General features: G+C 61.1%; 22 protein-coding genes and 1 pseudogene. 8 read left to right on the top strand and 15 right to left on the bottom strand.

Translation table 11 applies throughout. The features are described from left to right. The first annotated feature begins 290 nt into the window (after positions 1–290). The gene (locus BLO97_RS16360; protein WP_092223121.1) at positions 291–1,766 is read left to right on the top strand and encodes an inorganic phosphate transporter; all 1,476 of its coding nucleotides are present in this window, start codon (positions 291–293) and stop codon (positions 1,764–1,766) included. A 246-nt stretch (positions 1,767–2,012) separates the two neighbouring features. Here the strand turns inward: BLO97_RS16360 and ccoM are convergent, their stop codons facing one another. The 3 genes from ccoM to BLO97_RS16350 all read right to left on the bottom strand — a co-directional run bounded on the left by ccoM (position 2,013) and on the right by BLO97_RS16350 (position 2,871). Continuing rightward, the gene (gene ccoM, locus BLO97_RS32105) at positions 2,013–2,129 is read right to left on the bottom strand and encodes a cytochrome c oxidase subunit CcoM (protein ID WP_025212288.1); all 117 of its coding nucleotides are present in this window, start codon (positions 2,127–2,129) and stop codon (positions 2,013–2,015) included. A 144-nt stretch (positions 2,130–2,273) separates the two neighbouring features. Next, positions 2,274–2,435 carry a hypothetical protein gene (locus BLO97_RS31650; protein WP_003198631.1) on the bottom strand — a complete coding sequence of 54 codons (162 nt, stop codon included), beginning with the start codon at positions 2,433–2,435 and terminating at the stop codon, positions 2,274–2,276. Between the two features lie 94 nt (positions 2,436–2,529). Further along, positions 2,530–2,871, bottom strand: coding sequence for an aspartate-semialdehyde dehydrogenase (locus tag BLO97_RS16350; RefSeq protein ID WP_092144282.1), 342 nt, complete (start codon positions 2,869–2,871; stop codon positions 2,530–2,532). Between the two features lie 229 nt (positions 2,872–3,100). Between BLO97_RS16350 and rapA the strand changes: the two genes are divergently transcribed. Further along, the gene (gene rapA, locus BLO97_RS16345; protein WP_072342053.1) at positions 3,101–5,947 is read left to right on the top strand and encodes an RNA polymerase-associated protein RapA; all 2,847 of its coding nucleotides are present in this window, start codon (positions 3,101–3,103) and stop codon (positions 5,945–5,947) included. Positions 5,948–6,217: 270 nt separating this feature from the next. On the opposite strand, the gene BLO97_RS16340 is transcribed toward rapA, so the two are convergent. The 4 genes from BLO97_RS16340 to BLO97_RS16325 all read right to left on the bottom strand — a co-directional run bounded on the left by BLO97_RS16340 (position 6,218) and on the right by BLO97_RS16325 (position 10,288). Further along, positions 6,218–7,060 (bottom strand): cache domain-containing protein, encoded by an 843-nt coding sequence (locus tag BLO97_RS16340; protein ID WP_092223123.1) that lies wholly within the window; start codon positions 7,058–7,060, stop codon positions 6,218–6,220. Positions 7,061–7,296: 236 nt separating this feature from the next. Then, on the bottom strand, positions 7,297–8,172 hold the full coding sequence (locus BLO97_RS16335; protein ID WP_072342058.1) for an ATPase: 876 nt from the start codon (positions 8,170–8,172) through the stop codon (positions 7,297–7,299). Between the two features lie 138 nt (positions 8,173–8,310). Next, positions 8,311–9,303: an NAD-dependent epimerase/dehydratase family protein gene (locus tag BLO97_RS16330; RefSeq protein WP_063322604.1), complete on the bottom strand. Its 993-nt coding sequence runs from the start codon at positions 9,301–9,303 to the stop codon at positions 8,311–8,313. An 85-nt stretch (positions 9,304–9,388) separates the two neighbouring features. Continuing rightward, positions 9,389–10,288, bottom strand: a complete 900-nt coding sequence (locus tag BLO97_RS16325) for a LysR family transcriptional regulator ArgP (protein ID WP_072342064.1) — start codon at positions 10,286–10,288, stop codon at positions 9,389–9,391. Positions 10,289–10,385: 97 nt separating this feature from the next. On the opposite strand from BLO97_RS16325, the gene BLO97_RS16320 reads away from it, so the two are divergent. The 4 genes from BLO97_RS16320 to BLO97_RS16305 all read left to right on the top strand — a co-directional run bounded on the left by BLO97_RS16320 (position 10,386) and on the right by BLO97_RS16305 (position 15,647). Further along, on the top strand, positions 10,386–10,988 hold the full coding sequence (locus BLO97_RS16320; RefSeq protein WP_063322606.1) for a LysE/ArgO family amino acid transporter: 603 nt from the start codon (positions 10,386–10,388) through the stop codon (positions 10,986–10,988). Positions 10,989–11,163: 175 nt separating this feature from the next. Further along, positions 11,164–11,760 carry a superoxide dismutase gene (locus BLO97_RS16315; RefSeq protein ID WP_092223125.1) on the top strand — a complete coding sequence of 199 codons (597 nt, stop codon included), beginning with the start codon at positions 11,164–11,166 and terminating at the stop codon, positions 11,758–11,760. A 295-nt stretch (positions 11,761–12,055) separates the two neighbouring features. Beyond that, on the top strand, positions 12,056–14,107 hold the full coding sequence (locus BLO97_RS16310) for a putative bifunctional diguanylate cyclase/phosphodiesterase (RefSeq protein ID WP_092144274.1): 2,052 nt from the start codon (positions 12,056–12,058) through the stop codon (positions 14,105–14,107). Positions 14,108–14,303: 196 nt separating this feature from the next. Further along, positions 14,304–15,647, top strand: a complete 1,344-nt coding sequence (locus tag BLO97_RS16305) for an imelysin family protein (RefSeq protein ID WP_063322609.1) — start codon at positions 14,304–14,306, stop codon at positions 15,645–15,647. 209 nt (positions 15,648–15,856) lie between these two features. Here the strand turns inward: BLO97_RS16305 and BLO97_RS16300 are convergent, their stop codons facing one another. From BLO97_RS16300 to BLO97_RS16285, 4 genes and pseudogenes are all read right to left on the bottom strand, one after another. Next, positions 15,857–17,092 (bottom strand): RNA polymerase sigma factor, encoded by a 1,236-nt coding sequence (locus tag BLO97_RS16300; RefSeq protein ID WP_092223127.1) that lies wholly within the window; start codon positions 17,090–17,092, stop codon positions 15,857–15,859. 8 nt (positions 17,093–17,100) lie between these two features. After that, a pseudogene (locus tag BLO97_RS31965) lies at positions 17,101–17,223 on the bottom strand (polyketide cyclase); the annotation flags it as partial. A 27-nt stretch (positions 17,224–17,250) separates the two neighbouring features. Beyond that, a complete protein-coding gene (locus tag BLO97_RS16290) occupies positions 17,251–17,595 on the bottom strand; it encodes a YciI family protein (protein ID WP_063322612.1) in 345 nt (114 codons plus the stop codon). Between the two features lie 67 nt (positions 17,596–17,662). After that, positions 17,663–18,097 (bottom strand): YybH family protein, encoded by a 435-nt coding sequence (locus tag BLO97_RS16285; RefSeq protein WP_072342082.1) that lies wholly within the window; start codon positions 18,095–18,097, stop codon positions 17,663–17,665. Positions 18,098–18,237: 140 nt separating this feature from the next. Here BLO97_RS16285 and BLO97_RS16280 point away from each other — a divergent pair, with 140 nt between their 5' ends. Continuing rightward, a complete protein-coding gene (locus tag BLO97_RS16280; RefSeq protein WP_092223131.1) occupies positions 18,238–18,723 on the top strand; it encodes a GNAT family N-acetyltransferase in 486 nt (161 codons plus the stop codon). A gap of 79 nt (positions 18,724–18,802) precedes the next feature. Here the strand turns inward: BLO97_RS16280 and BLO97_RS16275 are convergent, their stop codons facing one another. Next, positions 18,803–19,291 carry a GyrI-like domain-containing protein gene (locus BLO97_RS16275; RefSeq protein ID WP_063322615.1) on the bottom strand — a complete coding sequence of 163 codons (489 nt, stop codon included), beginning with the start codon at positions 19,289–19,291 and terminating at the stop codon, positions 18,803–18,805. An 80-nt stretch (positions 19,292–19,371) separates the two neighbouring features. Continuing rightward, the gene (locus tag BLO97_RS16270; RefSeq protein ID WP_063322616.1) at positions 19,372–20,034 is read right to left on the bottom strand and encodes a LysE family translocator; all 663 of its coding nucleotides are present in this window, start codon (positions 20,032–20,034) and stop codon (positions 19,372–19,374) included. Positions 20,035–20,242: 208 nt separating this feature from the next. Between BLO97_RS16270 and alaC the strand changes: the two genes are divergently transcribed. Further along, positions 20,243–21,460: an alanine transaminase gene (gene alaC, locus BLO97_RS16265; RefSeq protein ID WP_063322617.1), complete on the top strand. Its 1,218-nt coding sequence runs from the start codon at positions 20,243–20,245 to the stop codon at positions 21,458–21,460. A gap of 158 nt (positions 21,461–21,618) precedes the next feature. Here the strand turns inward: alaC and BLO97_RS16260 are convergent, their stop codons facing one another. Together BLO97_RS16260 and BLO97_RS16255 are read right to left on the bottom strand one after the other, a co-directional pair. Continuing rightward, positions 21,619–22,971 (bottom strand): GntP family permease, encoded by a 1,353-nt coding sequence (locus BLO97_RS16260; protein ID WP_092144266.1) that lies wholly within the window; start codon positions 22,969–22,971, stop codon positions 21,619–21,621. A 92-nt stretch (positions 22,972–23,063) separates the two neighbouring features. Further along, a complete protein-coding gene (locus tag BLO97_RS16255; protein ID WP_063322619.1) occupies positions 23,064–23,597 on the bottom strand; it encodes a gluconokinase in 534 nt (177 codons plus the stop codon). Positions 23,598–23,672: the final 75 nt, after the last annotated feature.

Here is a 23,672-nt window from a genome sequence, read left to right as displayed (position 1 = left end):
TGAGCGGGCCGCCATCCGCTCCCGCCCGACGGCCGGGAAGGCTCATGGCCGACCTTCTTTTCAGATATTTCATGCAACCGCTCGAAGTGCTCTACACGGGGCGGCGGTCAGGTTCCAGGACGCTTTGCGCCCCTGAATCAAAGGGTTACGCGCCCCACGGAAAACCTCGCGCCAGAGCCATTCCTACAAATTATTTCGTTGAAGAATGTTGCCGATGAGCAGGCAATGCATCGATTGCCATGGTTTTCTGGCATAATCGCGCCCCCTTATGACCGGGTCAGAAAACCTTCATGATCGATTTATTCAGCGGACTGGATGCTTGGGTGCTTGTGAGCCTCTTGCTCGCCCTGGCTTTTGTCCTCGCCTTCGAGTTCATCAACGGCTTTCATGACACCGCTAACGCGGTTGCCACTGTTATCTACACCAAAGCCATGCCGCCTCATCTGGCGGTGTTCTTTTCCGGTGTGTTCAATTTCCTCGGCGTGCTGCTGGGTGGTGTGGGGGTGGCGTACGCCATCGTTCACTTGCTGCCCGTAGAGCTGCTGATCAATGTGAACACCGGACACGGGCTCGCCATGGTGTTTTCGCTGCTCGCAGCGGCCATTACCTGGAACCTGGGCACCTGGTACTTCGGTATCCCGGCGTCCAGCTCCCACACGTTGATCGGCTCGATCCTCGGCGTGGGCCTGGCCAATGCGTTGATCAACGATATCCCGTTGGCCGATGGGGTGAACTGGCAGAAGGCGATCGATATCGGCGCCTCCCTGGTGTTCTCGCCCATGGCCGGCTTCCTGATCGCTGCCCTGGTGCTGATCGGCCTGAAATGGTGGCGTCCGCTGTCGAAGATGCACAAGACACCGGAACAGCGCCGCAAGATCGATGACAAGAAGCACCCGCCGTTCTGGAATCGCCTGGTACTGGTGATCTCGGCCATGGCCGTCAGTTTTGTCCATGGCTCCAACGATGGCCAGAAAGGCATCGGCCTGATCATGCTGGTGCTGATCGGTATCGTGCCTTCGCAGTTCGTGCTCGACCTGAGCAGCACCACGTATCAGATCGAGCGGACCCGCGACGCGACCCTGCACCTGAGCCAGTTCTACCAGCGCAACAGCGAATCCCTGGGTGAATACCTGGCGCTGGGCAAGAGCGTGGAAGGCGATCTGCCGGAAAAATTCCGTTGCAACCCGCAGCAGACCGAACCCACCATCGATGCCCTGCTCAACACCCTCAAGGGCGTGGCTGACTACCATTCGCTGCCGTCGGAAGGCCGTATCGAAGTGCGTCGCTACTTGCTCTGCCTGGACGACACGGCGAAGAAGGTTGGCAAACTGCCAGGCCTGGCAGCCCGTGAGAAAGACGACCTGAACAAACTGCGCAAGGACCTGACCGGCACCACCGAGTACGCCCCATTCTGGGTGATCCTGGCTGTCGCCCTGGCACTGGGCCTGGGCACCATGGTCGGCTGGAAGCGTGTGGTACTGACCATCGGCGAGAAGATCGGCAAGCAAGGCATGACCTATGCCCAGGGCATGTCGGCGCAGATCACCACCGCGTGCATGATCGGCGCGGCGAACATTTTCAGCCTGCCGGTTTCCACCACCCACGTACTGTCTTCGGGCGTGGCCGGTACCATGGTCGCGAACAAGAGCGGCCTGCAAGGTGGCACCGTGCGCAACATCCTGCTGGCCTGGGTGCTGACCCTGCCGGCAACGGTGGCGCTGTCGGCCGGGCTGTTCTGGTTGGCGTCCAAGGCCTTGGGCAGCTGATTCCCGCAGCCACAAAAAAGGTGCGATCCTGACAGGTCGCACCTTTTTTTATACCACCAGAACCATTGTGGGAGCGGGCTTGCTCGCGAAGGCGTCGTGTCAGTTACTCATACATTGACTGACACACCGCCTTCGCGAGCAAGCCCGCTCCCGCATTTTGATTTGTATATACCGGAAAATCGGTAAAAAAAAAGGGCGACCGAAGTCGCCCAAAATGCCTTGCGTGCTCGTTTTAGCCGGAAAGACCTACGGTTTTTTCCGCTTGTGTGCGTCTTTCCAGATGAATAATCCAAAGCCTGCAAAAAATACGAACATGAGGCCGACCGTCAACACACCGGCAAACACCACATTATCGAAAAACATGACTGGCCTCCTGGTCTTGCCCCTGTTGCGATGGGTTCAAGTTAACCAATCAGGCCTGGATGAAAATTGACCGGGGTCAATAACGCCCGCAACGGGGCGAAAAGGTGGGGAAATAACTGATCTGCATCAATGGATCGAGGGGGTTCAGCGCTTTTTCGGTTTGTTTTTCGACTTTTTCTTGGGCTTGCCCAACGGCATGGCCTGCTCGAAAGCCTGGCGGACTTCATTGAGGCGCTTTTCGTTGAGGTCGTGAACGCGCTTGGCGCGCTCGGCACTGAGGTCGATCAGCTTGTCGTCTTGGCTCATGGCGTGTGGGCATCATGCAGTGAATTGCGGATGCGCCCATGATGCGGGGTGTTGACGGCGTTGACCAGCCTGCGTACGTCGGCAAACGCCTGAATCAGATCTGGATATCGACCCACAAGCCCTGGCGCGACTCTTCGTCTATCAGCGGCACCACCGGCACGGTGTTGTCGGCGTTGAGTTCGGTACCCGGTACGGCCAGGTGTTCTTCAGGATCTTCATTGGCCTCGCGGTGGCGCTTGTCGCGCTCCTGCCGGCGACGCTGTTCCTCGCGCAACAGCAGCGCGGCCTCTTCCGGGTCGCGGCTCTGCAGGTCGATGGTGCTTTCGTTGGAGCTTTGCTGCACCGGGACCACGGGCGGTATGTCCGGTCGCTGGCGAACCGGATCCTGTTGAGCGGTGATAGGTACGGCGCTCAAAGGGAGCATGGGTGGCAACATAAAGGTCTCCTGTCTTCAGGTTGTCGGCTGGGAAAGTGGCAGCTTGAACCGCCGGTCTGAAACTTGTGACCCAGTTGGCATTGCAGCGATTCCCAGGGCCGAGCTTGTTTGATCGCTGGGCAAGCGTAAGTTCCGTGCCGTCGCTCACTAATCAACGTACGTAAATCCTTTGGTCTGAGGGATCCTTCCGTTAAGATAACCGGCTTTTTCAAGGCGGGAGTCAGGCAGCATGGCGCAGCAGTATCAACCGGGGCAACGCTGGATCAGTGACAGCGAAGCCGAGCTGGGTTTAGGCACCGTTCTGGCACAGGACGGCCGCTTGTTGACCGTGCTCTATCCGGCCACTGGCGACACTCGCCAGTACGCGCTACGGAACGCGCCGCTCACCCGGGTACGGTTTTCGCCGGGCGATGTGATCACTCACTTCGAAGGCTGGAAAATGACCGTGCGCGAAGTCGATGACATCGACGGGCTGCTGGTCTACCACGGCCTCAACGGACAGAACGAAGTCGTCACCCTGCCGGAAACCCAACTGTCGAACTTTATCCAGTTCCGCCTGGCGAGCGACCGTCTGTTCGCCGGCCAGATCGACCCATTGGCCTGGTTCTCCCTGCGCTACCACACCCTGGAACACACCAGCCGCCAGTTGCAGTCTTCGCTTTGGGGCCTGGGCGGCGTCCGTGCCCAGCCTATCGCCCACCAATTGCACATTGCCCGTGAAGTAGCCGACCGCATTGCGCCGCGGGTGTTGCTGGCGGACGAAGTGGGCCTGGGCAAGACCATCGAGGCCGGCCTGGTCATCCATCGTCAACTGCTGTCCGGCCGCGCCAACCGCGTCCTGATCCTGGTACCGGAAAACCTCCAGCACCAATGGCTGGTGGAAATGCGTCGACGTTTCAACCTGCAAGTCGCGCTGTTCGACGAAGAACGCTTCATCGAAAGCGATGCCAGCAACCCGTTCGAAGACACTCAACTGGCCCTGGTGGCGCTGGAGTGGCTGGTGGACGACGAGAAGGCCCAAGACGCGCTGTTCGCCGCCGGCTGGGACCTGATGGTGGTCGACGAGGCCCATCACCTGGTGTGGCACGAAGATCAGGTCAGCCCGCAGTACGCGCTGGTCGAACAACTCGCCGAGACGATCCCGGGCGTGCTGCTGCTGACCGCGACCCCGGAACAACTGGGCCAGGACAGCCACTTTGCTCGCCTGCGCCTGCTGGACCCGAATCGCTTCCACGACCTCAAGGCGTTCCGTGCCGAGAGCGAAAACTATCGCCCGGTGGCCGAAGCCGTGCAGGAGCTGCTGGACAAAGGCCGCCTCTCGCCCGAAGCCCACAAGACCATCCACGGCTTCCTGGGTAACGAAGGCGAAGCGTTGCTGACCGCCGTCAATGATGGCGATGTCGAAGCCAGTGCCCGCCTGGTGCGTGAACTGCTGGACCGCCACGGCACTGGCCGCGTGCTGTTTCGCAACACCCGCGCCGCCGTGCAGGGTTTCCCGGAGCGCAAGCTGCACGCCTATCCGCTGCCGTGCCCGGCCGAATACCTCGAATTGCCGCTGGGCGATCATCCCGAGCTGTACCCGGAAGTCAGCTTCCAAGCCCAGCCGGACGCCAGCGAAGAAGAACGCTGGTGGCGTTTCGACCCGCGGGTCGAGTGGCTGATCGACACCCTGAAGATGCTCAAGCGCACCAAAGTACTGGTGATCTGTGCCCACGCCGAAACCGCCATGGACCTGGAAGACGCCCTGCGCGTACGTTCCGGCATTCCGGCCACGGTGTTCCATGAAGGCATGAACATCCTGGAGCGCGACCGCGCGGCGGCCTATTTCGCCGACGAAGAGTTTGGTGCCCAGGTGCTGATCTGTTCGGAAATCGGCAGTGAGGGGCGCAACTTCCAGTTCGCCCATCACCTGGTGCTGTTCGATCTGCCAGCGCACCCGGACCTGCTCGAGCAACGTATCGGCCGTCTGGACCGGATCGGCCAGAAGCACACCATCGAGCTGCACGCGCCGTACCTGGAAACCAGCCCACAGGCGCGGCTGTTCCAGTGGTATCACGAAGCCCTGAATGCCTTCCTCAACACTTGCCCGACTGGCAACGCCTTGCAGCATCAGTTCGGCCCGCGCCTGCTGCCATTGCTGGAAGAAGCCGACGATGGCCAGTGGCAAGCACTGATCGACGAAGCCCGCACCGAACGCGAACGCCTGGAGGCCGAGCTGCACACCGGTCGAGACCGTTTGCTGGAGCTCAACTCCGGCGGCGCCGGTGAAGGCGATGCGCTGGTGGAAGCCATTCTCGAGCAGGACGACCAGTTCGCCCTGCCGATCTACATGGAAACCCTGTTCGACGCCTTTGGCATCGACAGTGAGGATCATTCGGAAAACGCGCTGATCCTCAAGCCAAGCGAAAAAATGCTCGACGCCAGCTTCCCGCTCGGCGACGACGAAGGCGTGACCATCACCTACGACCGCAACCAGGCGCTGTCGCGCGAAGACATGCAGTTCATCACCTGGGAGCACCCGATGGTGCAAGGCGGCATGGATCTGGTGCTGTCCGGTTCCATGGGCAACACCGCCGTGGCGCTGATCAAGAACAAGGCCCTCAAGCCCGGCACCGTGTTGCTGGAACTGCTCTACGTCAGTGAAGTAGTGGCCCCGCGTTCGCTGCAACTGGGCCGCTACCTGCCGCCGGCCGCCCTGCGCTGCCTGCTTGACGCCAACGGCAACGACCTGGCCGCCCGGGTTTCGTTCGAAACCTTGAACGACCAGCTCGAAAGCGTGCCACGTGCCAGCGCCAACAAATTCATCCAGGCCCAGCGCGACCAGCTCACGCCTCGGATCAATGCAGGCGAAGAAAAGATCGCCCCGCGTCACGCCGAACGCGTGGCCGAGGCCCAGCGTCGCCTGGCCGCCGATACCGACGAAGAACTGGCGCGCCTGACCGCCCTGCAAGCGGTCAACCCGACCGTGCGCGACAGCGAACTGGTAGCCCTGCGCCAACAGCGCGAGCAAGGGCTGGCGATGCTTGAGAAAGCGGCGTTGCGCCTGGAGGCGATTCGGGTGTTGGTGGCGGGCTGATTGCCACAGTAGTCCGAAAAAAGGCCCGCAGCGATGCGGGCCTTTTTGTGAGCAACCTGCCAAACACAGAAATGCCTGGCCAGGACATGGTCAACTGTGGCGAGGGGATTTATCCCCGCTGGGTTGCGCAGCAGCCCCAGAATCCATCATGCGCCGCGATTGTCAGTTGAAATGCAGAGGGTTGCTGCGCAACCCAACGGGGATAAATCCCCTCGCCACAATGCCCTGTCGGCTTCAGCTCCAGCCTTGGCCTTGGCCTTGGCCTTGGCATCAAGGACTGTAATACCCCACCGCCACCAGAAAATGCCCGACCTTCTTCAGGTACGCGTGCTTGTCCTCGACCTTGCCGGTCACCGGGTTCTTCCACCGATATTCATACTCCCCCACGTCCTGCTTGCCGATCATGGCCAGGATCGGCTCGCCCACCGGTTTGCCATCGGGGTCCTTGACCTTGGCGAAGTCGGTATTGATCAACCGCAGGTTGGTGCCGTGACCGACATAGCGCCGGGTATCGAGGTCGACGACAAAGACGTACAAGTCATCCTGCAGATAACCTCCCTTGAGGGAGTTAACCGCCGTCAGCGTGGCCTTCTCATTTTTCAACAGGTCGCTTGAAGCCTTGTCCAGCAGCGCCTTGGCCTGTTCGGCGGAAGCCCGGGGCAGGTAGTAGCCGACAGCCAGAATCCGTTCGCCGACACGCTGGAAATACACATGCTTGCGCTCGACCTTGCCGTCCGACCAGTTCTGCCAACGGTACTCGGCTTGCTGGATGCCACTGGCCTCGGGAGTCTTCAAGGCGTCCTTGAAGGCTTTGCGCAGGTCCGGGCCCAGCACTTCAGACACATCCCGCCCGATCAGCGCCGAGGAAGGCCCGCCGCTGGCGAGCATCACACCCTGGGTATCCACCACGAATACATAGCGATCCTTGTCGACGAATTCCCCCTGGCGACTGAAGGCGGCAAAGGCTTTGTCGCCGTTGTCGTGGTAGTAAGCCAAGGCCTTTTCCAGCAGCGAACGGGCCGCCTGGCCGTCATCCGGTGTCGCTGCATGAACCGGTGCCAGCCCCAGCACAAGCATTGCACCCAGCCAGGCCATCCTGTGAAAAAAACCCATATGCGCGCCCCTTGTTCTTGTTGGTGTTTCAAGAGCGTAGACGGCGTGGGGTGATGTTGGAGTATTCAGGGAATTGCTGGGGAGCCGGGGGCGTCAGCGGGTATGGTTACTGACAGAGGCGGTGCCATCGCGAGCAAGCTCGCTTGTACGCTGGACAGCGTTTCCTGTGAGAGCGAGCTTGCTCGCGATAGCGGCGGCACATTCACAATCGCTATCGCGAACAAACGCCCACAGGTTTATTGAGCCCCAGCGCGGAGTTGCTGCTGCAAGTTCTGGATCTGCGCTTGCAAGGTGTTGATGTTACGGGTGACCTGGCCACGGAAGGCGTCGAACTCGGCAGTGTTGCCACCCTTGTCCTGCTGGCTCTTGAGCACGATCATGTCCTGCTCCAGGCGATCGATGGCCGAGTTGGAGGTGGCTCTTTTCAGGGCGGTGATGTCGGCTCCGATGCTCTTGAGCTGAGCATCCAGGGCACCACCCTCGCCTTGGCTTTTCAGGGCGTTAACTTCAGCCACCAGCGTCTTGACCTGGGCTTGGAGTTCCTTGTTGGACGCTTGCAACTGGGCGTTGGTGTTCTGCTGTTCAGTGGCCTGGGCAATGAGCTGGGCCAGTTCCTTGTCCAAGTCGGCGGACGGACCGAAGGTAGCTTGCTGTTGCTTATACTGCTCCAACAGTTTGTTGTCGAATTGCTTGCCCTGATCCTGCAGCTTGCTTTCCAACTGCTTGATCTGCAGTTTCAAGGCCTCACTGTCGCTCATCACATTGGACTGGCCGGCGACGACCTTGCCGGAAAACTCCTGCAGTCGCCCCGCAGCATCTTCACTGATCCGCGCGAAGCTCTCCTGGGTGGCCACCAGTTGCTGCTCCATCAGGGAAATCTGCTGGAAGCTCCACCAGGCCAGGAAACCGAACGCACACAGCAGCGCGCCGACCAATGCCCACAGCGGCCCGGTGCTGGGCCCCTTGACCTTGGCCGCGGCAACGGGCGCCGGGCGTGCTTGCACATGAGGCTGGCGGTTGGGCAGGAAATCATCGTCATCGGGAATGTCGGCCCGCATCCGCAGGCTCGGTACATCATCGAAGTCGTCGTTGGCATCGTTACGCATGGGCATGGTTCAACCTTTGGGAAACCGGTGATGGCTTGATGCGGCGAGTATAACCCCCTCGCCCGCCGCACCGATTGACCCCGAACCTGGCAGTCGGTTCATGACGGGCCGATCAGCGGGTACTCGGGTGGGCTGTATGGCTAGTCATACAGGCTGCTGTACCTTCCACCAGGCACAAAACTCATCGAGGGCGGTCCACAGGCTGACCTGCGGATCATAATCGAGATAATGCCGGGCCCGGCTGATGTCCAGGGTGAAATTTTTGTTCATGACCTGCATGCCCAGGCGCGACAGCGTCGGTTCGGGGCGGCCCGGCCACAATTTGCAGAAACCTTCATTCAGGGCCGCGACACTATAAGCCAAGCCGTAGGAACGATAACGCCGGACCTGCGGGACTTCCATCTGGCGCATCACATAATTGACCACATCCCACAGTGGAACCGGTGCCCCATTGCTGATGTTATAGGCCTTGCCCAATGCTGAATCGGTAGCCAGCAGGCTGCTGAGCAGCGCTTCGTTGAGGTTTTGCACGCTGGTGAAATCCACTTTGTTCAGCCCGTTGCCGACAATCGCCAGGCGCCCCTTGCGCTGCATTTTCAACAGCCGCGGAAAAATGCTCATGTCACCGGCACCGGTCACGAAACGCGGGCGCAGGGCCAACACTTCGAGGCCGAACTCCTGGGCGCCGAAGACTTTCTGCTCGGCCAGGTACTTGGTGGCCGCGTAAGGGTGCTTGAAGCGCTTGGGCACCTGTTCTTCGGTCAACCCGAGGTGGTCACGACCGTCGAAGTAGATGGACGGCGAGGACAGATGAACCAGCCGGCGAACCTTTTGCTTGAGGCAGGCCTCGACGACATTTTCCGTGACCTGGACATTGCCCTGGTGGAAATCCTGGTAGCGGCCCCAAAGTCCCACGGAACCGGCGCAATGCACGACGGCTTCGACATCCAGGCACAAATCCCGGGCCAGCAGTGGGTCGCTCAGATCCCCTTGGACAAACTGTGCACCGCGACGCACCAGGTGTTCCACGCTCTCGGCCCGGCGACCATTGACCCGTACATCCAGGCCTTGCTCCAGGGCGAAACGCGCGAAGCGTCCGCCAATGAAGCCGCTCGCGCCGGTGACCAGAATTTTCATGAATGCTCCTAAGAAATGCGGTTACGAGCCTTGCGCTACAACCTGCAAATTTATCTGTGCGCCGCTTTTACCAGCAGCTTGACGTCTACTGCGCCTCCCAAGGCACCAGCCACTGCCGGGAGGAGCGGATCAACTGTTCGGTCAACAAGCCGAGCAACTGCCCGCCATTGCGCCAATGATGCCAGTACAGCGGCACATCGATCGGTTTATCTGCCAGCAATTCCACCAGCACGCCTCGCTCCAGCTGTTCGCGCACTTGCAGCTCCGGCACGAGCCCCCAGCCCAGCCCGACTTCAGCAAGACGGATAAAACCTTCGGACGAGGGGCACAGATGGTGCTCGAAACCGCCCTCCACGCCTACGGACGCGAGGTAGCGGTGCTGCAGGAAATCATCCGGGCCAAACACCAACGCCGGCGTACGGGCCAGTTGATCGGCCCGCACCCCGTCGGGGAAATGCCGGGCGATGAACGCTGGGCTGGCCAGCGCCCGGTAGCGCATCGCCCCCAGCAAAACACTGCGGGCGCCCGCCACCGGGCGTTCGCTGGCGCAGACACACGCCGCCACTTCACCGGCGCGCATGCGCTTGAGACCAACGGTCTGGTCCTCCACCACCAGGTCGAGCAACAGGTGCTGCTCGGCGCAGAAATCGCCCACGGCCGCCGCCCACCAGGTTGCCAGGCTGTCGGCGTTCAAGGCGATGCGCAAACGCTCCGGCAAACCCTCTTCATCCAGGGCCGGCACCAGGCTTTGCAGGTCGCGCTCAAGCAGACGCACCTGTTGCACGTGATTGAGCAGCCGTCGGCCGATCTCCGTGGGCGCTGGCGGCGTGGCACGTACCAACACGGGCTGGCCGACGCGTGCTTCCAACAGTTTGATTCGTTGGGAAATGGCCGATTGCGACAAACCCAACACTTGGGCCGCGCGCTCGAAACCGGCCTGCTCGACCACGGCAGCCAGGGCAGAAAGCAATTTGTAATCGAACATCAGTTTTCCTAATGAGCAATCAGCAGGATTGGTTTTTCTTATACAGCCCTTCCCCGGAGAATGGCCAGCATTGATACACAAACCGGGGATCAAACCTATGTGGCAAAGTTATATGAACGGCCTGCTGGTGGCCTTTGGGCTGATCATGGCCATCGGCGCCCAGAACGCATTTGTGCTGGCCCAGAGCCTGCGCCGCGAACATCATCTGCCCGTGGCGGCGCTGTGCGTCACGTTCGATGCGCTGCTGGTCGCCGCCGGGGTTTTCGGCTTGGCGACCTTGCTGGCCCAGAGTCCGTTGCTGCTGTCGATTGCCCGCTGGGGCGGTGCGGCGTTCCTGCTCTGGTACGCCAGCCTGGCCCTGCGCCGGGCCTGCTCGAAGCAAAGCCTGCGACAGGGGGAAAACCAGGCTGTACGCTCGCTGCGGGCGGTGCTGCTCAGCGCCCTGGCGGTGACGCTGCTCAACCCCCACGTCTACCTCGACACCGTGCTGCTGATCGGCTCCCTTGGTGCCCAGCAGAGCGTGCCTGGCGCCTATGTCGTGGGCGCGGCCAGTGCCTCGCTGCTGTGGTTCTTCACCCTGGCCTTCGGCGCTGCGTGGCTGGCACCCTGGCTGGCCCGTCCAAGCACCTGGCGGATCCTCGACCTGCTCGTGGCGGTGATGATGTTTACCGTGGCGGTGCAATTGATCGTCAACGGCTGATTATTCCAAACCGCTCTGGAACCTCTATTCCACACAGTTGTTGCGTGGTTATGCCGCACCCCCGGTGCTATGATCCGACTCCTGCGCCGCAAAGAGTACAAACTCCCCGGCGCTAGTCTGGCCGCCCGTGATCGGCCTTGCGCTCACCGCAACTGACCTGATTAGGAGAATCACCATGGCTTTCGAATTGCCGCCGCTGCCCTATCCACACGACGCACTGGCGCCACACATTTCCAAGGAAACTCTGGAATACCACCACGACAAGCACCACAACACCTATGTCGTGAACCTGAACAACCTGGTGCCTGGCACCGAGTTCGAAGGCAAGACCCTGGAAGAAATCGTCAAGACTTCCTCGGGCGGTATCTTCAACAACGCCGCTCAGGTCTGGAACCACACCTTCTACTGGAACTGCCTGGCACCGAACGCCGGCGGTCAACCAACCGGCGCGCTGGCTGAAGCCATCAACAAGGCCTTCGGTTCGTTCGACAAGTTCAAGGAAGAGTTCAGCAAAACCTCCATCGGCACCTTCGGTTCCGGCTGGGGCTGGCTGGTGAAAAAGGCCGACGGTACCCTGGCCCTGGCCAGCACCATTGGTGCCGGCAACCCGCTGACCAGCGGTGACACCCCGCTGCTGACCTGCGACGTGTGGGAACACGCTTACTACATCGACTACCGCAACCTTCGCCCGAAATACGTCGAAGCGTTCTGGAACCTGGTCAACTGGAAATTCGTCGCCGAGCAGTTCGAAGGCAAAGCCTTCACCGCCTAAGCGCCAATGCCAGACAAGAAAACCCGGCGTCGTGCCGGGTTTTTTTTGCCGGAAAAAAATGACCGCAGGCAAACTACCTCGCGTCTGGAACCCCAAGAAAAAATCCCTGGAGGCCTCAAGTTGCGGCCCCTTCCAACCGACACAATGGTCGTAGAGCAATCACTCTGGAAAAAACGTACACCGGTAAGGTTTCAAGCGAAAAACCTTGTGTTTGATTGTCCCTTTGACTGACATCACAGGATTGCCAATACTCATGGCAACTTGACGCTACCCGCACGGAACAAGGAACCACTCTTTGAAGCTGGAACTCAAGAACAGCTTGTCTGTGAAGTTGCTCCGGGTCGTGCTCCTCTCGGCATTGATCGTTGGCATGGTCTTGAGCTGCGCCCAGATCGTGTTCGATGCCTACAAAACCAACCAGGCCGTCGCCAGTGACGCCCAACGGATCCTCGACATGTTCCGCGATCCTTCGACCCAGGCCGTCTACAGCCTGGACCGGGAGATGGGCATGCAAGTGATCGAGGGCCTGTTCCAGGACGAAGCCGTACGCATGGCTTCCATCGGCCATCCACGCGAAACCATGCTCGCCGAAAAAACCCGGCCCTTGCAGCGCTCCGAAAGCCGCTGGCTGACCGACCTGATCCTGGGCAAGGAGCGCACCTTCACCACGCAACTGGTGGGACGCGGCCCCTATAGCGAATATTACGGCGACCTGAGCATTACCCTCGACACCGCCACCTACGGCGAGGGTTTCATCGTCAGCTCGGTGATCATCTTCATCTCCGGAATGCTGCGGGCCCTGGCCATGGGCCTGGTGCTGTACCTGGTCTATCACTGGCTGCTGACCAAACCGTTGTCGCGGATCATCGAGCACCTGACCGAGATCAACCCCGATCGCCCCAGCGCCCACAAGATCCCGCAGCTGCGCGGTCACGAGCAAAACGAACTGGGCCTGTGGATCAATACGGCCAACCAACTGCTCGAATCCATCGAGCGCAACACACACCTGCGTCACGAAGCGGAAAACAGCCTGCTGCGCATGGCCCAGTACGACTTTCTCACCGGTCTGCCCAACCGCCAGCAACTTCAACAGCAACTGGACAAGATCCTGGTGGACGCCGGACGCCTGCAACGCCGGGTGGCGGTGTTGTGTGTAGGGCTGGATGATTTCAAGGGCATCAACGAACAGTTCAGCTATCAGACCGGCGACCAGTTGCTGCTGGCCCTGGCCGATCGGCTGCGGGCCCACAGCGGGCGGCTCGGCGCACTGGCGCGGCTGGGGGGCGATCAGTTCGCGCTGGTCCAGGCCGACATCGAACAGCCTTACGAGGCGGCCGAACTGGCTCAAAGCATCCTCGACGACCTGGAAGCGCCGTTCGCCATCGACGATCAACAAATCCGCCTGCGGGCCACCATCGGCATCACCCTCTTCCCCGAAGACGGCGACAGCACCGAGAAACTGTTGCAGAAAGCCGAGCAGACCATGACCCTGGCCAAGAGCCGCTCGCGCAATCGCTACCAGTTCTACATCGCCAGCGTCGACAGCGAGATGCGCCGTCGTCGCGAACTGGAGAAAGACTTGCGCGAGGCCCTGGCCCGCGAGCAGTTCACCCTGGTGTACCAGCCGCAGATCAGTTACCGCGACCTGCGGGTGGTGGGCACCGAAGCCCTGATCCGCTGGCACCATCCCGAGCACGGCCTGGTGCCGCCGGATCTGTTCATTCCCCTGGCCGAGCAGAACGGCACCATTATCGCCATCGGTGAATGGGTGCTGGACCAGGCTTGCAGGCAATTGCGCGACTGGCACGACCAGGGCTTCGTCGACCTGCGCATGGCGGTCAACCTGTCGACGGTGCAACTGCACCACGCCGAACTGCCGCGGGTGGTGAACAATCTCCTGCAAATGTACCGGCTGCCGCCGCGCAGCCTGGAGCTGGAGGTTACCGAGACCGGCCTGATGGAAGACATCACCACCGCTGCCCAGCATTTGCTGAGCCTGCGCCGCTCCGGGGCGCTGATTGCCATCGATGACTTCGGGACCGGCTATTCGTCCCTGAGCTACCTCAAGAGCCTGCCGCTGGACAAGATCAAGATCGACAAGAGCTTCGTCCAGGACCTGCTCGACGACGAGGACGATGCAACCATCGTCCGGGCCATCATCCAGTTGGGCAAGAGCCTGGGGATGCAGGTCATTGCCGAAGGCGTCGAAACAGTCGAGCAGGAAGCCTACATCATCGCCGAGGGTTGCCACGAAGGTCAGGGGTATTACTACAGCAAACCGCTGCCGGCACGGGAATTGGGCCTTTACTTGAAGCAGGCCGAGCGCAGCAAGGCGTCCATCATCTGATTCCTGCCCCTGGGCGCCAAGCCTCGCTTTGCGAGGCAGTTCCTACAGACACTATCGAAGGCGGCAATCTTTCATCATTAAATAAGAAATATTTACACCTGCAACCCTTTACACATAATGCAAATCTTTCGCATTATGTCGCAGTTTTGCGCACCCTCGCGCCTGTCCCATCCATCATCGAAGCAGGATGTTTGCCATGATTCGTATGCCCCTGGCTACCGCCAGTCTGCTGGCTATCGCTATTTCCCTCGCCGGTTGCGGCGAAGGCAAAGACAAGGCCGCCGCCCCGCAAGCGCCAACGCCTGCCGCCAGCACCGCGGCACCGGTCGCCCCTGCTGCCGCCGGCAAAATCGACGAAGCGGCCGCCAAGGCCGTCGTCGCGCACTATGCCGACATCGTCTATGCCGTCTACAGCGATGCCGAATCCACTGCAAAAACCCTGCAAACCGCCGTCGACGCGTTCCTGGCCAAGCCGAACGCCGAGACCCTGAAGGCCGCCAAGGCTGCCTGGGTCGCCGCACGCGTGCCTTACCTGCAAAGTGAAGTGTTCCGCTTCGGCAACACCATCATCGACGACTGGGAAGGCCAAGTGAACGCCTGGCCCCTGGATGAAGGCCTGATCGACTACGTCGACAAATCCTACGAGCACGCCTTGGGTAACCCGGGCGCCACCGCCAACATCATCGCCAATACCGAAGTCCAGGTTGGCGAAGACAAGGTCGACGTGAAGGACATCACCCCGGAAAAACTCGCCAGCCTCAACGAGCTGGGCGGTTCCGAGGCCAACGTCGCCACCGGCTACCACGCCATCGAATTCCTGCTGTGGGGCCAGGACCTCAACGGCACCGGCCCTGGTGCGGGCAACCGCCCGGCATCGGACTACCTGCAAGGTACTGGCGCCACCGGTGGTCACAACGACCGTCGTCGTGCCTACCTCAAGTCCGTGACCCAATTGCTGGTCAACGACCTCGAAGAGATGGTCGGCAACTGGAAGCCGAACGTGGCCGACAACTACCGCGCCACCCTGGAAGCCGAACCGGCCGAAAGCGGCCTGCGCAAGATGCTGTTCGGCATGGGCAGCCTGTCCTTGGGTGAACTGGCGGGCGAGCGCATGAAGGTGTCCCTGGAAGCCAACTCGCCAGAAGACGAGCAGGATTGCTTCAGCGACAACACCCACAACTCGCACTTCTACGATGCCAAGGGCGTGCGTAACGTGTACCTGGGCGAATACACCCGCGTCGACGGCACCAAGATGACCGGCGCGAGCCTGTCGTCCCTGGTCGCCAAGGCCGATCCAGCCGCGGATACGGCGCTCAAGGCCGACTTGGCCGACACCGAGGCCAAGATCCAGGTCATGGTCGATCACGCCAACAAGGGTGAGCACTACGACCAACTGATCGCCGCCGGCAACACCGCGGGCAACCAGATCGTGCGCGACGCCATCGCCGCACTGGTCAAGCAGACCGGTTCGATCGAACAGGCCGCGGGCAAACTGGGCATCAGCGACCTGAACCCGGACAACGCTGATCACGAGTTCTGATCAACGCCGGCTGGCTGAAAAAAGCGACCTTCGGGTCGCTTTTTTTTGTCTGATGCAGGTCAGTTGAAAAAATGAAATTCGAACGACAACCCTGTGGCGAGGGAGCTCGCTCCCGCTGGGGCGCGTAGCGGCCCTGTTTTGGGGCTGCTGCGCAGCCCAGCGGGAGCAAGCTCCCTCGCCACAGGAGTCTTGCGTTCGGCGGGACCCTGTCACTGCAACCCCGCAAGCCGCCCCTCGATAAACCGCCGTTCCGGCAATTGCTGCGTCAGTTCGAGCGCTCGGCGGTACGCCGCCCTCGCCTCGTCCAATCGTCCCAGTTGACGACAGAATTCCGCCTGCGCCGAATAGGCCAGGTGATAGTCGAGTAATTCCCCACGCTCCAGGATCGCCTCGACCAGGCGCAAGCCGACTTCCGGTCCGTCGCGCTTGGCCAGGGCAGCGGCGCGGTTGAGTTCGATCACCGGCGACGGCACGGCGCGCAGCAGCTCATCATAAAGCCCGACGATCTGCGGCCAGTCGGTCTGCTCTGCCGTCGGTGCTTCGGCATGCACCGCCGCAATCGCCGCCTGCAGGCAGTACGGCCCGAACCGCCGGGTCTTCAGCGCAGCCTCCACCAATGCACAGCCCTCGGCGATCAGCTCGGCATCCCACAAGGATCGTGCCTGTTCATCCAGCAGGATCAGTTCACCGGTCGATGACGTCCGTGCCGGGCGCCGGGATTCGTGCAGCAGCATCAATGCCAGCAACCCCATGACCTCCGCGTCGGGCAGCAACTCCATCAGCAGGCGCCCGAGGCGGATGGCTTCGCGCGTCAGGTCTTCGCGGGTCAGCTCGGCGCCCATCGAGGCCGAATAACCCTCGTTGAACACCAGGTAGATCACCCGCAGCACGCTGTCCAGCCGTTCCGGCAGTTCCGCGCGGGACGGCACTTGGTAGGGGATCCTGGCATCGCGGATTTTCGCCTTGGCCCGCACGATACGCTGGGCAATGGCCGCCGGGGCGGCGAGGAATGCCCGGGCGATTTGCTCGGTGGTCAGGTCGCAGACTTCCCGCAGCGTCAGGGGCACTTGGGCATCCGCCGCCAGGGCCGGGTGGCAACAGGTGAAAATCAGCCGCAGGCGATCATCTTCCACGTCTTCGTCACTCCACTGGCCCTGCTCCAGCTCTTCGAGCTGGGCGATCAACATCGGCCGGGACGCGGCGAAACGCGCGCGCCGGCGCAAACTGTCGATGGCCTTGAAACGCCCGGCAGACACCAGCCAGGCCCGCGGGTTGTCCGGCACCCCGTCGCGCTGCCAGCGCTCGACCGCAATGAAGAAGGCCTCGTGCAAGGCTTCTTCGGCGAGGTCGAAGTCCCCCAGCAGGCGAATCAACGTCGCCAGGATCCTCCGCGAGTCTTGCCGATAAACCTGCTCGACCCGCGCCTTGACCGCTTCGACCGGCATCAGTCGGGCATGCCTTGGGGGCCCCACCCTTGGATCACCAAGGCTGGCTCGCTCCGGGGACGGAAAATCTTCTGACGCGGGGCGTCGATCGTTCGGCTGATGAACGCGTGGGGGGCAGCTGCAAGGTTCATGAATGAAGTCCTGTTTGTATTTATTGTTCAGGGGTTCAGTTGGCGTACCGGTCGCACTTCAACGCAGCCGACCCGGGCCGCCGGGATATTGCCGGCGACCTGGATGGCTTCGTTGAGGTCCTTGGCATCGATCAGGTAGAAGCCGGCCAGTTGCTCCTTGGTTTCGGCGAACGGGCCGTCGATGATCGACAGCTTGCCGCCGCGCATGCGCACCGTGGTGGCTGTCTGCACCGACTCCAGGGCCTCGGCGGCCAGCATCCGCCCACTGCCCTGGATCGATTCGGCATAGGCCATGCACTCGGCGTCCTCCGGGCTGTCGGGCGAGTTGTGCAGCGTGTGTTCGTTGCTATACACCAGGCATAGGTACTTCATGGAAGGCTCCACGATCGGACTGATCAACTATGGACGGTAGAATGTGGCTCGGCAAAAAAACCGACGATCAGGGTTGTAGGTCGAACAACGTCGTACCGGCCATCGGGTCGAACGGCGCGGACCAATGTTCATGGACGATCCGCCATTGCCCGGCTACACGCCGGTAGCAGGCCGTCACACGCATCCAGCAGGCCTGTTCCTCGCCCTTGTCGTTGGTGCCGCCACAATAGGCCAGCCAGTGGGCGAAGGCGATGTTCTCTGCCGGGGTAATCTTGACCTGATGGAAGTCGAACTTGTGCGGGCCGGGGCACATTTCCATGCAGGCTTGCCAATGGGCCCGGTAAGCGGTCTTGCCCTTGAATTGCAAGGCCTGGATGGCATCGAACGAGACGATGTCTTCGTCATAGAGTGCCATGACCTTTTCAACGTCCTTGGCCATGACCGCTTGGCGATAGGTGTCGATCAGGACCTGGATTTCGGTTTCCGTGGCTTGGGTATTCATGGTGATTCTCCGCAGGTTTTTGTTGAAGACACCCTTTGTCGTTTGGAGAAACAGCAAATCGACAACCCAACAAAAATGATTCGAAGAAAAAATTCGCTAGAATCCAGGTTCTATTCTGCTGGCAAACAACGGACGTTCTTGTGACCGCTCAGCTTGTACCCTACGAAGACCTGACCCCGCTGCAACGCGAACAGGTCGGTGCCATCGAAATCCACCCCGAACAGATCAAGTTCGCTGGCGATATCCACGGCGCCCTGCACACGCTGCTGTCCAAGCCAGGCCCCGGGGTCAAAGGGTTTGCGCTATTGGCTGAAGAGGTGCCAGTGGCCTTCCTGCTGCTCAAGCGCCCACCGGTACTGCCCGCCTGGGCCAATGAACACAGCGCCACCCTGCATGCCCTGCAAGTCGATCACCGGGCCCAGGGCAAAGGTTATGGCAAGGCCTGCCTACAGGCGCTACCCGCCGTGGCGCGAGCCGCCTGGCCGGAAATCCGCGGGCTGGAACTGTCGGTTGACGCCGATAACGACTCGGCCATCGGCCTGTATTCCCGACTGGGCTGGGTCGATAGTGGCGAGGCCTACAAGGGCCGCATCGGTTACGAGCGGCGGATGGGGTTGGCGTTCTGATGGACCTTGCCCCATAGACACTCATGACCGTGAAGCACCTGCGCGGGTGCAGGCCAGCCTGTACTGAAGCTGGCGACGGTCAGCTTGGCTTGAGCGGGATCCAGATCTCCAGGGTGCCTTCGCCGGTCCTGGGGTTGAAATCCTCGCTGTAGCGCTCGAACTCCGGCAGCTCGGCCGCTGTATGACCGGAATGTGGCAGCCACTCGTTCCAGATGTATTGGAACGTGTCCGGTAGTTGTTTCAACGGCCCCTTGTGTTCGAAGACGGCGTAATACCCAGGCTGGATTTCGACCCAGCGGTATTGTTCCGGCAGATCGTCGAGCCGGCTGATTTCCACGCCAGCGATGTATTCGAACCCACCCTTCCCGTCCGGGTTGCAACACACGCCGTAGGTCACTTCATCTTGCTGCCCTGGCACCTTGCCGAGCCAGGGCAGGAACTTTTCCCAGAGCAAAGGGATGTCCTGGGCAGTGTCCTGGGTAAACCGAGCACCAAAGCCGGCGATAAGCTGAAAACGTCCCTGTTCAAAGCGTGGTTGGGCTGTGTAATCGCGTTTGTGCTTTTCCATGCGGCAACACTCCAGCAAAACGTGAAGTCGGGTTTGGCAGTATAGAAGCCAAACCGTGATTACCAGGGTCGTTTCGCCTGTCAGATTCCAGGCAAGGCGTTGGCGACAGCTTTTCCTACAAACTCGTTGTAGCCAGAAACGATCACGTACACCGCGAAATAGCAGAAGATCGCGGCGGATGCCCAATAGGAGTAACGCAGCAGTTTATCCCCCAACAATTTGCCACCCTGGGTTGCCGCCAGGCACAGGGCCGCGCACCACAACAATCCGGCGCAGAGAAAACCACTGAGGAACAGCGCCGAGCTGAGCAAGGTGCCACCACCCGAACGCGCGATAAGTGTACCGCCCACCGCAGCGAACCAGAGGATGGCACTGGGCGACGACATGGCCAGGAAAATCCCGCGAAAGAACTCCTGGCGCGAGGAACTGCCCTGCACCTCCCCGGCCTCGGCGAGCACGGCGCTGTGATAAATCGCCGAATGGATCATCTTCGCCGCGAAATACAGCAACAGCACCGAGCCACCGAGCCACAGCACCCAACGCACCGCCTCGTATTGCAGCAGGACTGTCATGCCCGCCAAGGCCAGGACGGCGTAGATCAGGTCGCCCACGCAGGTGCCCAGGCCCAAGGCGAAACCCTGGAAGTAACCGCGCTGCATCGCCAGGGTGATCATTGCGATATTGGCCACGCCTATGTCCAGGCACAGGGAGAGACTCAGCAGGAAACCGCTGGAAAATTCCATTATTCATTCCGTTCGATTGGGCTACAGCGAATTCAACGGCCCGCAGCCGGCGTTGATGGCTGCGTGGCAAGGTCGACAGTGTCGTCGAAAATAGTTGCGCGCGGCTACTGGACAATCCGACATCCGCCCGATTATCTTGCGCCGCAGGCCACCGCAGTGGCCAACGTCGCTCGGACGGTTCCGGGCGCTCACGTATCTCGAGGCAACAATGGCCGAACAAGGTTCGCCGCGCCGCTTTGCGCGCATCGATCGACTCCCCCCTTACGTATTCAATATCACTGCCGAGCTGAAGATGGCTGCGCGTCGGCGCGGCGAAGACATCATCGACTTGAGCATGGGTAACCCCGACGGCGCCACACCCCCGCACATCGTGGAAAAACTGGTCACCGTCGCCCAGCGGGAAGACACCCACGGCTATTCCACCTCCAAAGGCATCCCGCGCCTGCGCCGCGCCATTTCGCGCTGGTACAAGGATCGCTATGAGGTGGACATCGACCCGGAAACCGAAGCCATTGTCACCATCGGCTCCAAGGAAGGCCTGGCCCACCTGATGCTGGCCACCCTGGACCAGGGCGACACGGTGCTGGTGCCCAACCCCAGCTATCCGATCCACATCTACGGCGCGGTGATCGCCGGCGCCCAAGTCCGTTCGGTGCCGCTGGTGCCAGGGGTGGATTTCTTCGCTGAACTGGAGCGGGCCATCCGCGGCTCGATTCCCAAGCCGAAGATGATGATCCTCGGCTTCCCCTCCAACCCCACCGCCCAGTGCGTGGAGCTGGATTTCTTCGAACGGGTCATCGCCCTGGCCAAACAGTACGACGTCCTGGTGATCCACGACCTGGCCTACGCCGACATCGTCTACGACGGCTGGAAAGCTCCGTCGATCATGCAGGTGCCCGGCGCGAAAGACATCGCGGTGGAGTTCTTCACGCTGTCCAAGAGCTACAACATGGCTGGCTGGCGCATCGGTTTCATGGTGGGCAACCCGGAACTGGTCAACGCCCTGGCGCGGATCAAGAGCTACCACGACTACGGCACCTTCACGCCGCTGCAAGTGGCCGCCATCGCCGCCCTTGAAGGCGACCAGCAATGCGTGCGCGACATCGCCGAGCAGTACCGCCAGCGCCGCAACGTACTGGTCAAGGGGCTGCATGAACTGGGCTGGATGGTGGAAAACCCCAAGGCGTCGATGTACGTCTGGGCCAAGATTCCCGAAGCCTATGCCCACCTGGGCTCACTGGAATTTGCCAAGAAGCTGTTGGCCGAAGCCAAGGTCTGCGTCTCGCCGGGGGTGGGGTTCGGGGAATATGGGGATGATCACGTGCGCTTCGCGCTGATCGAAAACCAGGACCGGATTCGCCAGGCGGTACGTGGGATCCGTGGGATGTTCAGGGCCGATGGCTTGGTTCACAAAACCAACGGCTGAGACAAGAACACGTTGTGGCGAGGGAGCTTGCTCCCGCTGGGCCGCGAAGCGGCCCCAATGCGGCCACCGCTGCATTCCAATGAATCGCGGTAGCCGTTTGCGACTGCTTCGCAGTCGAGCGGGAGCAAGCTCCTCGCCACACGCATGGTGTGTTGCGTTTAGACCACCAGCGACAGCAACAGGATAAAGATCAATCCCACCACCGACAGGATGGTTTCCATCGCGGTCCAGGTCTTGAAGGTCTCGGCCACGGTCATGTTGAAGTACTGCTTGACCAACCAGAAGCCCGCGTCGTTGACGTGGGACAGGATCAACGAACCGGCACCGGTCGCCAGCACCAGCAGCTCACGGTTCACACCCGGCATCATCCCCACCACCGGCACCACGATCCCGGCACCGGTAATGGTCGCCACTGTCGCCGAGCCTGTGGCAATGCGGATCACCGCAGCCACCAGCCACGCCAGCAGGATCGGCGAGATCTGCGCACTCACCGCCATGTGGCCGATCACGTCACCCACACCACTGGTCACCAGCATCTGCTTGAAGCCACCGCCTGCACCGATGATCAGGATAATCGCGGCGGTCGGCGCCAGGCTGGCGTCCAGCCATTTGAGCATCTGGCTGGAACCGATGCCCTGCTTGTAGCCGAAGGTGTACAGCGACAGCAGCAACGCCAGCAGCAACGCCGAGATCGGGTGGCCGATCATGTCCATCCAGGCGCGGAAGAGATTGCCATCGGGCAGCGCCACGTCAGCGAAGGTCTTGAGCAGCATCAGGAATACCGGCGACAGCACGGTGATCAGGGTGATGCTGAAGCTTGGCAGTTCTGTGGAGTCCGTCTCGCGCGCCAGTTGGTCCACCAGTTCCTGATTCGGATGGCCGGGGATGTGCTTGGCAATGAACGTACCGAAAATCGGCCCGGCAATAATGGCCGTCGGCAGCGCTACGATCAGGCCATAGAGAATGGTCTTGCCAATGTCGGCGCCAAACACGCCAATCGCCAGCAGCGGCCCCGGGTGCGGCGGCACCAGGCCGTGGACGGCGGAAAGACCGGCCAGCAACGGGATACCGATCTTGATGATCGACACGCCGGTGCGACGTGCAACGATGAACACCAGCGGGATCAGCAGCACGAAGCCGATTTCGAAGAACAGCGGAATGCCCACCAGGAACGCGGCGAACATCATGGCCCACTGCACCTTGTCCTTGCCGAAGGCGCGGATCAGGGTCTGGGCGATCTGGTCGGCCCCGCCCGACTCGGCCATCATTTTGCCGAGCATCGTGCCCAGCGCCAGGATGATGCCGACAAAGCCCAGTACGCCACCGAAGCCGTCCTGGAACGCCTTGATGATGGTGCCGGTCGGCATGCCCGACGTCAGGCCGAGGAACGCGGCGGCGATGGTCAGTGCGATGAACGGGTGGAATTTGAACTTGGTGATGAGGATGATGAGTCCGATCACCGTGACCACTGCATCGAGCAGCAGGAACGTCTCGTGGGACATGCCAAACATGGGAGGTGTCTCCTGATTTGTTGTTGTTATTGAAGCAGTTATTGGTTAGCCGTCGGGGTAGCGCTATCTTTCTGACGCAAACTTTTTGAAACTCAGCCAGCAAGCTTCAAACCATGGTCCAACCACCAGACGTAAGCCTGATGCGCCAACTCTTCAACGCTGTGGCTGGACGCATCCAGAGCCAGGGTCAGGGGCTCGCCGACAGGGGATTGCAGGGTGGCAAACTGGCTGTCGATCAACGTCGACGGCATGAAATGGCCGGGACGATGGGAAACCCGGTCGGCGGCCACTTCAGGGGTCAATTCAAGGAACACGAAGCCGAGGCCTGGCAAGGCACTGCGCAGACGCTCGCGATAACTGTGCTTGAGGGCCGAGCAGGTCAGCACCGGGCGCTCGCCCATGGCATCGACACGGCGCAACTCATCGCACAGGCTGTCGAGCCAGCCGGCACGGTCGTCGTCGTTCAAGGGAATACCGGCGCTCATCTTCTGGATGTTGGCCGCAGGGTGGAAAGTGTCGCCTTCAATGGCGGTGGCGCCGCTCAACTCGCATAGCGCCTGGCTGACGCAAGTTTTGCCGCAACCGGCAACGCCCATGATGACCAGGGCGGTGATGGGATTATTCATGTAACACCTCAGCGCGCAGACAGCGCTACCTTTGCCAGTTATGACACCGCAGCAAAAGCAGAAGTTGCCGACGCC

The organism is Pseudomonas sp. NFACC05-1, from assembly GCF_900100135.1.
In the GTDB taxonomy this organism is placed as follows: Bacteria; Pseudomonadota; Gammaproteobacteria; order Pseudomonadales; family Pseudomonadaceae; genus Aquipseudomonas; species Aquipseudomonas fluorescens_Q.
Note: the sequence above shows the minus strand (reverse complement) of the source record. Positions and strands in the feature narration are given on the sequence as shown.

What these genes read in the sequence shown, in the direction of transcription:
- BLO97_RS16315 (WP_092223125.1), top strand. Translation starts at nt 11,164, where the DNA reads ATGGCTTTCGAATTGCCGCCGCTGCCCTATCCACACGACGCACTGGCG.
- BLO97_RS16320 (WP_063322606.1), top strand. Translation starts at nt 10,386, where the DNA reads ATGTGGCAAAGTTATATGAACGGCCTGCTGGTGGCCTTTGGGCTGATC.
- BLO97_RS31650 (WP_003198631.1), bottom strand. Translation starts at nt 2,435, where the DNA reads ATGAGCCAAGACGACAAGCTGATCGACCTCAGTGCCGAGCGCGCCAAG.
- alaC (WP_063322617.1), top strand. Translation starts at nt 20,243, where the DNA reads ATGGCCGAACAAGGTTCGCCGCGCCGCTTTGCGCGCATCGATCGACTC.
- BLO97_RS16335 (WP_072342058.1), bottom strand. Translation starts at nt 8,172, where the DNA reads ATGCCCATGCGTAACGATGCCAACGACGACTTCGATGATGTACCGAGC.
- BLO97_RS16255 (WP_063322619.1), bottom strand. Translation starts at nt 23,597, where the DNA reads ATGAATAATCCCATCACCGCCCTGGTCATCATGGGCGTTGCCGGTTGC.
- BLO97_RS16270 (WP_063322616.1), bottom strand. Translation starts at nt 20,034, where the DNA reads ATGGAATTTTCCAGCGGTTTCCTGCTGAGTCTCTCCCTGTGCCTGGAC.
- BLO97_RS16330 (WP_063322604.1), bottom strand. Translation starts at nt 9,303, where the DNA reads ATGAAAATTCTGGTCACCGGCGCGAGCGGCTTCATTGGCGGACGCTTC.
- BLO97_RS16290 (WP_063322612.1), bottom strand. Translation starts at nt 17,595, where the DNA reads ATGAAGTACCTATGCCTGGTGTATAGCAACGAACACACGCTGCACAAC.
- BLO97_RS16340 (WP_092223123.1), bottom strand. Translation starts at nt 7,060, where the DNA reads ATGGGTTTTTTTCACAGGATGGCCTGGCTGGGTGCAATGCTTGTGCTG.
- BLO97_RS16305 (WP_063322609.1), top strand. Translation starts at nt 14,304, where the DNA reads ATGATTCGTATGCCCCTGGCTACCGCCAGTCTGCTGGCTATCGCTATT.
- rapA (WP_072342053.1), top strand. Translation starts at nt 3,101, where the DNA reads ATGGCGCAGCAGTATCAACCGGGGCAACGCTGGATCAGTGACAGCGAA.
- BLO97_RS16285 (WP_072342082.1), bottom strand. Translation starts at nt 18,097, where the DNA reads ATGAATACCCAAGCCACGGAAACCGAAATCCAGGTCCTGATCGACACC.
- BLO97_RS16325 (WP_072342064.1), bottom strand. Translation starts at nt 10,288, where the DNA reads ATGTTCGATTACAAATTGCTTTCTGCCCTGGCTGCCGTGGTCGAGCAG.
- BLO97_RS16350 (WP_092144282.1), bottom strand. Translation starts at nt 2,871, where the DNA reads ATGTTGCCACCCATGCTCCCTTTGAGCGCCGTACCTATCACCGCTCAA.
- BLO97_RS16360 (WP_092223121.1), top strand. Translation starts at nt 291, where the DNA reads ATGATCGATTTATTCAGCGGACTGGATGCTTGGGTGCTTGTGAGCCTC.
- BLO97_RS16300 (WP_092223127.1), bottom strand. Translation starts at nt 17,092, where the DNA reads ATGCCGGTCGAAGCGGTCAAGGCGCGGGTCGAGCAGGTTTATCGGCAA.
- ccoM (WP_025212288.1), bottom strand. Translation starts at nt 2,129, where the DNA reads ATGTTTTTCGATAATGTGGTGTTTGCCGGTGTGTTGACGGTCGGCCTC.
- BLO97_RS16260 (WP_092144266.1), bottom strand. Translation starts at nt 22,971, where the DNA reads ATGTTTGGCATGTCCCACGAGACGTTCCTGCTGCTCGATGCAGTGGTC.
- BLO97_RS16275 (WP_063322615.1), bottom strand. Translation starts at nt 19,291, where the DNA reads ATGGAAAAGCACAAACGCGATTACACAGCCCAACCACGCTTTGAACAG.